Raw genomic sequence first — 12005 nt, 5'->3', positions numbered from 1 at the left:
GGAGAAGGGAAATAACTCTAGGCTTCCTCTTATTATAACCACCAACATGAGTATAAATAAAATTGTGGAAAGATATGATTACAGAACCTATAGCAGGCTAAAGGAAATGTGCTTTTTTATCGAAAATACTGGGCGGGATATAAGAGAACTTCAAGGAGAAAAGCATCAGCTTGTATGGCAGCAATCATGTCAATCAGTTTATTAACAGGTGTACCAGTTTATGCACAAGAAAAGAATATACCTGCAGTTAAAAGTAATAGCATACAGCAAGAAGATTATATACAATATATTGTTTTTCAAATTTAAAATTAGCACAATATAATGAAGGTAAAGATTATACTTTCCATAGTGTCATTCTAGCAGGGGTACATGATGTTAAAAGCCTTAAAATGAAGATAAGACCAGATGAAGAACATAAATATAATAGTCCTTGGAATATTGCCGCAGATTTTGATGTGGATATGAGTTTTTCAAAAGATGAAATAATGACAATGTTAGACGATTATGTGGATTATAAAAAAGTGGAGCTAGATAAAGAATATTTTTCAGAAAAACTTTACTTTTATACATCAGGATATCCTTTCTTAGTAAGTAAACTATGCAAAATTATAGATGAAAAAATAATGCCAAAGCAGGAGCTAAAATGGGAAAAGGAATATATTACTTTAGCTGTAAAAGAACTTTTAGAAGATAGTAACACTAATTTTGATAGTTTGATAAAAAATATTGAGAATAACAAAGAGCTAGCACAAATAGTAGATAATCTTCTTATAAATGGAATGAGTATAGCGTTTAATATTTATAACCCATGTATAAATTTAGGGGTATTGTATGGAATATTTAAAAATGACAAAGGAAAATTAAAAATAAATAATAGGATATATGAGCAACTTATATATGATTATAGAACATCTAAAATTCAAACATCTACAGACTTTTCAAACTATAATGAAAAAGAAAAGTTTATAGATTCCAATGGGGATTTAGATGTTAAAAAAATACTAATAAAGTTTGGGGAATTCATGAAACATGAGTACTCAGAGAAAAGGGAAGGTTTTTTGGAAGAAGACAGACGACTGGTTTTTTTAGCTTTCTTAAGTCCTATAATAAATGGCGGCGGTTTTGCATTTAAAGAAGTACAAGGTGGAGAAGAAAAAAGATTTGATATAGTAATAACTTATAATAAAAAGATGTATATTTTAGAGCTAAAAATATGGAGAGGGGAAGGGTATCATAAGAAAGGTTTAATACAACTGGGAAAATACTTGGAACAATATGGTTTAGAGGAAGGATATCTATTAATATTTGATTTTAGAAAATCTGTAAATTCAATAGGAGCAATACAGGAATCCTATGTGGATATTAAAGATAGTAGAAAGAAAATAGTGGAAGGTTACTGCTAGTTTAGTGGAGAGTTGAGAATTGAGAGTGGAAAATTAAAAAGAGTTTTTAAGATAAATAATAAATAATAAATAAGGAGAAAATTTTTGCTTATGGCAAAAATTCTTTTCGTATATTTAGTGATAAAAATTTCTAAAGAAACTTTAACATTTATTCTCAATTCTCAATTTAACCTACAGTTAAGTTTTCCACAGCATATTCAACTATGAATCCATTGGTATACATAGGGAAGTACGGTATACTAAGTGCATAGGGCCCTATAATAACTATATGGAGTGATAATGTATGGAAAAATTATTAGTAGGTGAAGTTATTTATAGATTAAGAAAAGAAAGAGGAATTACACAAGATCAGTTAGCAAATTTCATTGGAGTATCAACGGCAGCAGTATCAAAATGGGAAAGTGGTGTTTCATATCCAGATATAACGTTACTTCCAGTACTTGGAACATTCTTTAATGTTACTATTGATAAGCTGTTAAATTTTAAAATTGAACTTTCAGATGATGAGGTTATGAATATATTTAGTGAATGTGAAAAGCTATTTAGCAGTGGTGATTTAGATGAAGCAATAGAAAAGAGCAAAAATTATATAGCAAAATATCCATATAGCTATTATTTAAAGCTTAGGATAGGATTCTTGTTTACCATGTATTCATGGAAAAGTTCAGATGAGGAAATGGGTAAGAGAATGATGGGCTACTCCATTCAGTTGTTTGAAGAGGTATCTGAAAATTCTAGTAGAGTAGAATTAGTTGAACAAGCGTTATTTCAGCTTGGAGCATTATATCCAGCAATAGGAGAAGAAGATAAGGCTATAGAGGCTATAAACAAGATTCATAAAAGTCAGCTTGATACAAATGTTTTACTTGCAGGCATATATATAGATAAGAATGAATTAAAAAAAGCAAGAGAGATACTGCAAAGCAGTTTATATAAAAGCATTAACGATATAAGCTTTGCATGCTTAGGATTAGCTAATTCATATATGAAAGATGAAAAAGACTTAAGTATGGTAGAGAAGTACTATAATTTATCTATCAATATTAAAAAGACTTTTTTATCTAATGGAGATTCTGCATTGGCCTTATCAACTGAGTATTTAAGCCTTGCACAAACTTATCTAAAATTCAATGAGGATGAAAAAGCTATAGATATGTTAAACAAAATGGTTGAAGATATGAGAAAACATGATATTAATAAACCCGGAAAGTTTAGATCTGTTTGGTGCTTTAATGAAATACAAGATGGAAAGTGCACCATAACCATGAATTTATATGAAAATATATTCAAGATTTTTGAAGCAGAAGAATTTGATTCAATTAGAGAAAGAGAAGAATTTATCTATATAATTAATGAATTAAAAAGATTAGAGGAAAGATCATTGAATGGGAAATAAAGAAGAAGATTTCTAATGAAACACAGTGATTAGAAGCATTTATGAATATTTGGATAAAAACTGAGGGACTATAATATTATAGCCTCTTAGTTTTTTTATATGCCCATTTTTCTTCAAAACCTGCTGATTAAAAACATCCTTATGGCAATGGGAAAATTGAATAAATTTTTTGATTACGTAAATAATTAATATTGTATTAATTACAAAGGAAGGTGAAAATGTGAAGGATATGGAGAGGACTGTTCTGGACAAATTTTGCAGAGGAATTAATGACTATTCCTTTTCTATTGACTACTGGGATGGATCAAGTGAAAATTATGGTCAAGATGATCCTGGTTTTAAAATTATATTTAAAGATAAAATTTCTGGGATAAAGATATTAAAAGATCCCTCACTAGCTTTGGGAGAAGCTTATATGAATGGAATTATTGATTTTAAAGGCAATCTTCAGCAAATTGTTGAAACAGCCTACAAAATTAATATACCGTTTTTTGAAAAGAAAAGATTAAATGGGTTAAGTAAATTATTTGATAGTGGAAATAAATCAACCTCTCTGAAAAAGCAGCGAAAAGATATTGAGCATCATTATGATTTAGGAAATGATTTTTATGAACTGTGGCTAGATGAAACTATGAGTTATTCCTGTGCTTATTTTTGTTCACCAGAGGATTCTCTTTATGAAGCTCAATTACAAAAAATTGATTACATATTAAAAAAACTACAGCTGCATCAGGGTGAATCTATACTGGACATAGGATGCGGGTGGGGTTGGTTAATTATTCGCGCTGCACAGCAATATGGAGTAAAAGCTTTAGGCATAACCTTAAGTGAGGAACAATATATGAAAACAAAGCAGCGTATTGCAGAACTTGGGTTAGCAGCACAGGTAGATGTAAAATTGATGGATTATCGAAGTCTTGCAGAAAGTCATGGTGGTAAATTTGATAAAGTAGTTAGTATCGGAATGGTGGAACATGTTGGAGAAGCAAACTTATCTAAGTATATGGAAACAGTAGATAAACTTCTTGTTCCCGGTGGCTTATCTGTTTTACATTGTATTACAGGACAAATTGAGGGCCCTTGCAATAAGTGGATCTGTAAATACATTTTTCCGGGAGGATATATTCCTTCAATTCGAGAGTTGATTTATCTTTTACCAGAAAACGACTTTCACTTATTAGATGTAGAAAGCCTGCGATTGCATTATGCAAAAACACTGGATCATTGGGCGGAAAATTTTGAAAAGAATATAGATTATATTAAAGAAAAATATAGTGAACGTTTTGTAAAGATGTGGAGACTATATCTAAATTCTTGTGCTGCATCTTTTCGTGCCAGCGATTTAGACATTCACCAAATTGTTTTTTCCAAAGGACTTAATAGCAATCTGCCAATGACAAGGAAATACTTGTATTTATGAATTATATTATATTGATTTACCATAAAATAGAATGTACAATATAGATATACATTATATGGATATTGAAGTTAGTTTTAATATTCAGGTAATAAAGAGGGACATGAATTGATAAAATCGCCGAAGTTAAAAAAAAAATGGAGGAGAATTAAACTATGAATAAAATTTTTCAGCCAATCAAAATAGGAAAGCTAGAGATAAAGAATAGAATTGCCATGGTTCCTATGGCTAATCTAGGGCTTATTACAGATGATGGATGTTTTTCTAAAAGAGCTATAGACTATTATGTGGAGAGAGCAAAGGGTGGTACAGGTCTTATTATAACAGGAGCTGTAAAGGTAGAAAATGAAATAGAAAAACTCAAGATGCCAAGTTTTCCATGTATTACAGTGAATCCAGTACATTTCATACAAACTTCCTCAGAACTTACAGAAAAGGTTCATTCCTATGGAGCAAAAATATTTATTCAAATAACTCTAGGTCTTGGACGTAGTGGTGCACCTGCATTTTTAGATTGTCAGCCAGTAGCACCATCAGCAATACCTAATTATTGGGATCCCTCTGTTACTTGTAGAGAACTTACAACTGAAGAAGTTGAGACTATGGTTAAAAGATTTGGTGAAGCTGCACATATAGCAAAGGCAGCAGGCTTTGACGGAATGGAAATACATGCGGTACATGAAGGATATCTTCTTGATCAATTTACCCTTGCAATATTTAATAGAAGAACAGATAAATACGGTGGAGATTTAAGGGGAAGATTAACTCTCCCAATAGAGATAGTTAAAGAGATTAAGAAAACTGCAGGAAATGATTTTCCAGTTGGATTAAGATATAGTATAAAAAGTTATGTAAAGGACTGGAGACAAGGCGGACTTCCAAAAGAAAATTTTAAAGAATTAGGACGTGATTTAGAAGAAGGATTAGAAGCAGCTAAGATATTAGAAGAAGCAGGATATGATGCTTTTGATGCTGACTGTGGAACCTATGATGCTTGGTATTGGGCTCATCCGCCAATTTATTTAGAACATGGATGCTATCTTCCATTTACTGAAAAATTAAAACAGGTAGTTAAAGTTCCTGTAATAGTAGCAGGAAGAATGGAAGTACCTTCATTGGCAGAACAGGCTTTAAATGATGGCAAGTTGGATATGGTAGGTATAGGAAGAGGGTTATTAACTGATCCATATTGGCCGGAAAAAGTAATGAAGGGGCAGGAAAAAAGAATTCGTCCATGTATAGCATGTCATGATGGATGCATGGGAAGAATGTTTGCAGGAAGGCCTCTTTCCTGTGCTGTAAATCCTGCTACAGGACGTGAAAAAGAATATGCCATAACACCTGCACACAACAAGAGAAAGGTTTTGGTAGTAGGTGGAGGAATTGCAGGAATGGAGGCAGCAAGAGCATCTGCACTTAGGGGACATGAAGTTACATTATACGAAAAAACAGATAAATTAGGTGGCCATGTTATTCCTGGATCAATTCCAGATTTCAAAGAAGAAGATAGAAAATTAATGGCATGGTACGAAAATGAATTAAATGAGTTAAAGGTAAATGTATTAAAAAATAAAGAGGTAGATGAAAAATTAATCCAAAATGAAAAACCAAATGTAGTATTTATAGCAACTGGTTCAAAGGCTATTAAGCCTAATATTGAAGGAATAGATAGTGATAAAGTAGTTTTAGCAGAAGATGTTCTTTTGGATATTCATAAAGCGGGAGAGAAAATTGTAGTTATTGGTGGAGGATTAGTAGGCTCTGAAACTGCTCTATGGCTTGCACAAAGTGGAAAGAATGTAACCATAGTAGAAGCTCTACCTGATATACTTATTTCCGGTGAGACACCTATACCACATATGAACAGAATAATGCTTATAGATTTGTTGAAGTTTAATAATGTAAATGTGGTTACTAATAGCAGTGCTTTGAAGATTACGAACAATGGAGTACAAATAATAAATAAAGGCTTTAGAAAGGATGAATTACAAGCAGACACTGTAGTTGTTGCAGTAGGTTACAAAAATGAAAATAAACTATATGAGGAAATTAAAAATGAATCCTATGAAACCTATGTAATAGGAGATGCTAGGCATGCTCACAACATAATGAGCGCTATATGGGATGCTTATGAAGTAGCAAAGGATATTTAAATAGAAAAATGTATGGTAAAAGGCACTTGCCGATGTAATATTGGCAAGTGCCTTTTTATAGGAATTAGGGACAGTTAACAAGTTTTTAGCCTTTCTGTGAATAATTAATTACAAATTTGTGGAATAATATTATAAAATGCGCTGTAGAGGTGTTTTTATGGGTACAAATATTATGATAGGTTTTATTATACCTTGGGCAATTGCCTTAATTGTTGTTCGGGAACGTAAAATTTTATATTACATTGCTCCATTTGCCAGTGTTTTATCATTTATAGTTAACACCTTAGGATTCCATTACCTTTGGAACTTATATCCCTTTGAGTTTACTAACCTTTCAGGATTACCATTTGATATAGGATTGTTTTGTCTTTATCCATGTATAAGTATTTATATTATAAAAAAATATGATATTAATATTTATATTGGTTTACCTATAGCAAGTTTAGCAATGATATTCATAGAAGGGTGCGGGTTATTAGCTGGTAGAATAGTTTACTATAACCATTGGAATATAATTGGTACATACTTTTCATACCTTATTCCATTAATTATATGTTATATATTTTATAAATTTTTAAAGAAACAAAATCTTGTTTAGATTATTAAGTCATAATATAAAAAGATTGCATCGCAATCTTTTTAAAACACCTTCATTTTATCAAAAGGGAAAACCCTTACTACCACATGGCCCTGTATGTCTTTTATACTAATTGGTCCAAGAATTCTGCTATCAGTACTATTGCCTCTATTATCTCCTAAGACAAATACATATCCCTCTGGAACTGTATATTGTGTTGTAGGGGTAATAGGTTCTGTAATAGTATTTGGATCTAAGTAATCTTCCTTTAGAAGGCTGCCATTTAAGTATACATGACCATCTTTTATTTCTATTTTATCTCCAGCTACACCTATTATTCTTTTCACATAGGAATCATGATTTTCATTGTTAGAATCAAATACAATTATTTCTTCTCTATTAAAGTTTTTTAAATTTGGAGTTATCTTCTCCATAAACACATTGTCTTTATCATGAAGTGTAGGCTGCATAGAAGGGCCATCGACATTAGCTCTAGCAAATACATAGTTGTTAAAACCCAGTGCAATAACAATTGCTAGCCCTATAGAAACTGCATATTCTCTAATTTCTTTAAGTAAATTCTTATTGTGTTCTTTTGATTGTTTGTTATCCATATAAACACCCCATCTATCAATATTATTTTTAGTGCAAATGCCCATTGGCTTTAAACATAATTATCCATAAGTTAATAATATATTGTATTTATGAAATAATTGTGAAGCTTCTAAAAACATTCTAATAATGATTATAGGGGAGGAGGCTTAAAGTCATGGATTAATTATATAATTTACACTCATTTTCAACTTGTTCACTTGCTTTAGGTAAATTCATTCCCTTTTTCCAAATTAGAATGTTATCCTTTGGGTTTCCCCAATACAATGCTTTAATCTCCGCATTAGCACCGTATTTATCACGATATACAGTTTTAAGGAAATCATCAAATGTATCGTACATATTTGCAAAGCCAGATGCACCTATCATTTGTTTTTTCTTAATAATTGGGCGTTTAGGAGTTAAATAAAAGTTTCCATTTTCGTCCGTGTTGTATTTTATTCTATGCAATTCATATCCGTCTGTTAGTTGAATATGATAAGCAATTCTGCCATCTGCCAATTGGGATACATCTGTTATTTTTGCTACATCGGTAGGCACGTCAACAATTGGATAGGTAAATGCTAAAAAAACAATCGTAAACAGTGCAGCAGCACCAATTAATCCTATAATAAATGATTTTAGTTTAGAATGCCTGAAAAAAACAGCAATATTTTTTATTGCATTACCATCCTTTAGATTTTGCTCAATAGTTTCTTTTGGCAGATTAATTTCTCTTCCTATGTTATCTAATTGGCTTTTACAATGACTGCATTCAGAAAGATGCTCTTCAACCATTTTTCTACTGTCATCGCTGCATACATTATCATAATATAAGGGCAGCAAATCCTTTATAACATCACAGGATACTTTACTCATTTTTACTCCTCCTTCAACAAGTATTGTATTTTTTGTTTTGCCCGATAAAATGTGACTCTTGACCAACTTTCGCTTTTCTCAAAAAGTTGGCTTATTTGAACAAATGAGAGTTCTCCAAATATCCTCAAAGTAAACACTTCTTTATAAGGCTCTTCTAAACAATGTAAAGCCTTATGAATACGTAAAGCAGCTTCTTTATCTACCAACTGTTGTTCAATACTATTTTCACTTGCTTTATCAGGTGTATTATCAAATTCAAATCGTTTTTGCTTTTCAACATGGGAATAGTATGTATTTTTTGCTATTTGGCAAAGCCACACACTGATTTTGCATTTCCCATTGAAATTATCAATACTCTTAAGTGCCTTAAAAAAAGTTTCCTGAGTTATTTCTTCAGCAACTTCTTCATTTCTGCAAAGCAAGAATACAAAAGAGTAAATATCTTTAAAATATTGTTCATAGATGTCAGCCAAGTCGGTCACATTTTCACCTCCTTATATAAATAAGACTTGCTAATTGGAGAAACGTTACAAGATGTAATATAATTGTCAATAAAATTATGATGAAAAATTGTAGGGGAAAGGGTTGGAAGAGGATACTGCATAGTTAGATTAGAATTGCCACTTGTTTGAATTATGAAATGAAAGCACCGCATATTCACGTTGAATAATACGGTGTTCTAGCAAAGTGTCTTTCAGCCAGCATTCCAATATATTCTAATTGAAAGTGCTTACAATACCGTTTTATACCTTCCTCAAATAAATCAGCTCCATTTTCTGGTCTATAACCGCAAGTGGTTATGATAGCTAACTTTTTGCCACTCCGGTTTGTTATTAAATACTAAATGCATTATATTTACATTAAAAATAAGAAGAATGCAATAGGACGCAATATATTGCCACTAAAACATCATGCTGATTCATATTTGTTTTTACCTTTGCCAAGGCTAAATAATACAGCTGAACACACCAATACAACCGCTGCGATCCATATTGCCTTAACTCCCATAGCTAATGTAGACAATCCTCCTAAAAATGCTCCGAATATAAAGGATAGAATTACCATGAAAAAACGTACAGCACGTATGGCTGATGCACGGTCTTTTTTTGTAAAGGCAATATATGCTGCCTGTGAAGCTGTTCGCAAATTCCCCATGGACATTGTTGTGGCGTATGGGGAATCAACTAATTTACGGAATGAAGATGATTGAATAGAGGCAACAAATGAGACTATAGCAGTTACAACAATACTAGAAATAGTATCAGGTATAAATCCTATGATAAAAAGTATTATAATTTCAAGAATTAAGACGGTTTGCGGCCAATCTCTTAAAAATAAACGTGACTGATTATTCCTTATCCATTCAGTAACAATAACCCCAACTATGAAAGCAAGTATAGGTGGAACATGAATCAGTGCCTGCCTCCACTCTCTTTTTGAAGCATATACACCTAGGAGTACGATATTTCCGGTTTGAGCATTGGCGAAAACACCACCTCTGCTCATAAACGTATAGGCATCCAAAAATCCGCCAACGATTGCCAGAAGTACACCAAATGGAACAGATTCATGTATCATATGGTGAGAAAATAGTTCTTCACTTTTTTCCTCCATTGTACCAAAAACCTTGCCAACCAAAGTTTAAATCCCCCCTTCATGATCATTTAAATTTACTATTATGAATTAATTATAGCATATTATTAAGGCAATATATGGAATATCAGCACATTTATCATTATGCCAATAAAATCACTTTTTACTTTATATTATATGCAATAAATTATGGATAAAATTAAAATTATTGATAGATATAATAGCTTAACAGTCGAAGTATTAAGTGTAGGGGATAAATAAATGCAAGCTTGCTTTAGAAAGAAGGTTAAAAATGAAAATTGATGAAGATAATTTTATATCTCAGTTAGTAAATAAAAATGAAAAAGCATTAGATTATGTTATAGACAGCTATGGATGGATTATAAAATCCATTGTAAAGAAACAGCTTTACAACTTGCAAAGTGTTCAGGAAGAATGCATTAATGACATACTTCTTGGTATTTGGAATAACATTGATAGCTTTGATGAAAGTAAAAATGAATTTAAAAACTGGGTAGCTGGCATAGCTAAGTTTAAATCTATAGATTATAAAAGAAAGTATTTAAAAAGTCTGGGATATGAAAATATAGATGATTTAGAAATAGGTATTCCAGATACAACCCATGAAGAAGTTACTAAAAATGAATTAGATGATGATATAAAAGATATGTTAAATTGCTTAAAGGAAAGGGATAGAGAGTTATTTTACAAGTTATATGTGGAAGAAAAAGAAATAGATGATATAAGCAAAGAGACCGGATTAAATAGAGAAACTATTTATAATAGGATATCCAGAGGAAAGAAAAAAATAAAAAATATGTTTAAAATTATGGAAAGTAGGGGGTAGTAATATGAAAAATGATATATATACTATGTTAAATGATGCGGATATAAACTTGGAACAGTATGAAAAAGAGGACTTTAATGATATTGAAAGGAAAAATCTAAAGGCTAAGTTTAGAAAATCAATTAATAGTAAGAAATCTTATAAAAGAAATATAGCAGTGGCAACTGCAGTAACTTTAGTATTAACAGTGGGAATACTAGGTGGTAATGCTGATGTATATGCCACAAGAGTAAGTAACATTATTGGCAGGGATATAGGCAGCCTTTTAGGAATACAAAGAAATTTAGATGGGTATAAGACTGTTGTAAATAAAGCTGTAACTGACAAGGGCATAACAGTTAAGCTGAATGAAGTTATTCTGGATGGAAATCAGTTAATTGTTTCTTCTAATATAAGCTCTAATGAAAAATTAGAAGGCGGTAGGTCTTGGATGCCATTTTTCACTGTCTATGTAAATGGTAAGAAAGCTAGTAATGCAGCTGATGGAAGCGGTAAAGTTGTTGATGATTACACTACAGAGGAGGTAATGACTTATCATTTAGATAAGGTTGACTTAAGTGGAGATTTAAATATAAAAATTTTATGTAAGTCTATGCTATTAGATGATAAAGAAAAAAATGGAACATGGAGCTTTGAGTTTAAAACTAATGGGGATCAGTTAAAGGTTGATACTAGGGAAATGGCACTTAATAATAAATTTACACTTGAAAATGGTAAAGAATATACTTTATCTAAGTATACAGATAATGCACTTGGCCAAAAAATTTATGCTTCCACATCAGCAGCTAATTCAAAAACAAAATCAGCATATGATATAGTGTTAAAAGGAAATGATGATTTAGGTAATAAAATTTCCTTTTATATGAACTATGATACAGAAAATGAAACATTATTTAGAACAGAAAAAATTGATGGTGGTATTAATAAGAATGCCAAAACCTTAACACTAACTCCATATGCAGCTAAATATCCAGAGAAAAGTGGCAGGATGGATGGTGAATATAAAAAAGCAGGGGATAAGTTCACTATAGATTTATCTAAACTTAAATAATTATTTCACCTATCTTTCTTGACAAAAATAGGGAAGGTAGATAGATTTGTATTTACACAAACCTATCTGCCTTCCCATGACTTTTAAAATCATTATGG

General features: G+C 31.4%; 11 protein-coding genes and 2 pseudogenes. 8 read left to right on the top strand and 5 right to left on the bottom strand.

All coding sequences use genetic code 11. The features are described from left to right. Positions 1-174: 174 nt before the first annotated feature. From CLLI_RS14955 to CLLI_RS03275, 6 genes and pseudogenes are all read left to right on the top strand, one after another. The gene (locus CLLI_RS14955) at positions 175-306 is read left to right on the top strand and encodes a hypothetical protein (protein WP_278335561.1); all 132 of its coding nucleotides are present in this window, start codon (positions 175-177) and stop codon (positions 304-306) included. A gap of 14 nt (positions 307-320) precedes the next feature. Further along, positions 321-1403 (top strand): annotated as a pseudogene (locus CLLI_RS03295) (AAA family ATPase); the annotation flags it as partial. Positions 1404-1686: 283 nt separating this feature from the next. After that, positions 1687-2799, top strand: a complete 1113-nt coding sequence (locus CLLI_RS03290) for a helix-turn-helix domain-containing protein (protein ID WP_106062819.1) — start codon at positions 1687-1689, stop codon at positions 2797-2799. Positions 2800-3028: 229 nt separating this feature from the next. Continuing rightward, the gene (locus CLLI_RS03285) at positions 3029-4219 is read left to right on the top strand and encodes an SAM-dependent methyltransferase (RefSeq protein WP_106062852.1); all 1191 of its coding nucleotides are present in this window, start codon (positions 3029-3031) and stop codon (positions 4217-4219) included. A gap of 152 nt (positions 4220-4371) precedes the next feature. After that, complete coding sequence (locus CLLI_RS03280) at positions 4372-6369, top strand: oxidoreductase (RefSeq protein WP_106062818.1); 1998 nt, start codon at positions 4372-4374, stop codon at positions 6367-6369. A gap of 157 nt (positions 6370-6526) precedes the next feature. Then, on the top strand, positions 6527-6967 hold the full coding sequence (locus tag CLLI_RS03275) for a hypothetical protein (RefSeq protein ID WP_106062817.1): 441 nt from the start codon (positions 6527-6529) through the stop codon (positions 6965-6967). Between the two features lie 41 nt (positions 6968-7008). Here CLLI_RS03275 and lepB read toward each other — a convergent pair whose 3' ends face one another. From lepB to CLLI_RS03250, 5 genes and pseudogenes are all read right to left on the bottom strand, one after another. Then, positions 7009-7560 carry a signal peptidase I gene (gene lepB, locus CLLI_RS03270; protein ID WP_106062816.1) on the bottom strand — a complete coding sequence of 184 codons (552 nt, stop codon included), beginning with the start codon at positions 7558-7560 and terminating at the stop codon, positions 7009-7011. Positions 7561-7720: 160 nt separating this feature from the next. Then, complete coding sequence (locus tag CLLI_RS03265) at positions 7721-8416, bottom strand: zf-HC2 domain-containing protein (protein WP_106062815.1); 696 nt, start codon at positions 8414-8416, stop codon at positions 7721-7723. A 2-nt stretch (positions 8417-8418) separates the two neighbouring features. After that, on the bottom strand, positions 8419-8898 hold the full coding sequence (locus CLLI_RS03260; RefSeq protein WP_106062814.1) for an RNA polymerase sigma factor: 480 nt from the start codon (positions 8896-8898) through the stop codon (positions 8419-8421). Positions 8899-9073: 175 nt separating this feature from the next. Continuing rightward, positions 9074-9238: pseudogene (locus CLLI_RS14790) on the bottom strand (flavodoxin family protein); the annotation flags it as partial. A gap of 87 nt (positions 9239-9325) precedes the next feature. Beyond that, the gene (locus CLLI_RS03250) at positions 9326-10030 is read right to left on the bottom strand and encodes a YoaK family protein (RefSeq protein WP_106062851.1); all 705 of its coding nucleotides are present in this window, start codon (positions 10028-10030) and stop codon (positions 9326-9328) included. A 271-nt stretch (positions 10031-10301) separates the two neighbouring features. Here CLLI_RS03250 and CLLI_RS03245 point away from each other — a divergent pair, with 271 nt between their 5' ends. Together CLLI_RS03245 and CLLI_RS03240 are read left to right on the top strand one after the other, a co-directional pair. Next, positions 10302-10856 (top strand): sigma-70 family RNA polymerase sigma factor, encoded by a 555-nt coding sequence (locus CLLI_RS03245; protein ID WP_106062813.1) that lies wholly within the window; start codon positions 10302-10304, stop codon positions 10854-10856. A gap of 4 nt (positions 10857-10860) precedes the next feature. After that, complete coding sequence (locus CLLI_RS03240) at positions 10861-11907, top strand: DUF4179 domain-containing protein (protein ID WP_106062812.1); 1047 nt, start codon at positions 10861-10863, stop codon at positions 11905-11907. Positions 11908-12005: the final 98 nt, after the last annotated feature.

The organism is Clostridium liquoris (genome assembly GCF_002995785.1).
Classification (GTDB): domain Bacteria; phylum Bacillota; class Clostridia; order Clostridiales; family Clostridiaceae; genus Clostridium_AO; species Clostridium_AO liquoris.
The sequence above is the reverse complement of the archived record's forward strand: the minus strand, read 5'-3'. Positions and strand labels throughout refer to the sequence as shown.

What these genes read in the sequence shown, in the direction of transcription:
- CLLI_RS14955 (WP_278335561.1), top strand. Translation starts at nt 175, where the DNA reads ATGGCAGCAATCATGTCAATCAGTTTATTAACAGGTGTACCAGTTTAT.
- CLLI_RS03290 (WP_106062819.1), top strand. Translation starts at nt 1,687, where the DNA reads ATGGAAAAATTATTAGTAGGTGAAGTTATTTATAGATTAAGAAAAGAA.
- CLLI_RS03285 (WP_106062852.1), top strand. Translation starts at nt 3,029, where the DNA reads ATGGAGAGGACTGTTCTGGACAAATTTTGCAGAGGAATTAATGACTAT.
- CLLI_RS03280 (WP_106062818.1), top strand. Translation starts at nt 4,372, where the DNA reads ATGAATAAAATTTTTCAGCCAATCAAAATAGGAAAGCTAGAGATAAAG.
- CLLI_RS03275 (WP_106062817.1), top strand. Translation starts at nt 6,527, where the DNA reads ATGGGTACAAATATTATGATAGGTTTTATTATACCTTGGGCAATTGCC.
- lepB (WP_106062816.1), bottom strand. Translation starts at nt 7,560, where the DNA reads ATGGATAACAAACAATCAAAAGAACACAATAAGAATTTACTTAAAGAA.
- CLLI_RS03265 (WP_106062815.1), bottom strand. Translation starts at nt 8,416, where the DNA reads ATGAGTAAAGTATCCTGTGATGTTATAAAGGATTTGCTGCCCTTATAT.
- CLLI_RS03250 (WP_106062851.1), bottom strand. Translation starts at nt 10,030, where the DNA reads ATGGAGGAAAAAAGTGAAGAACTATTTTCTCACCATATGATACATGAA.
- CLLI_RS03245 (WP_106062813.1), top strand. Translation starts at nt 10,302, where the DNA reads ATGAAAATTGATGAAGATAATTTTATATCTCAGTTAGTAAATAAAAAT.
- CLLI_RS03240 (WP_106062812.1), top strand. Translation starts at nt 10,861, where the DNA reads ATGAAAAATGATATATATACTATGTTAAATGATGCGGATATAAACTTG.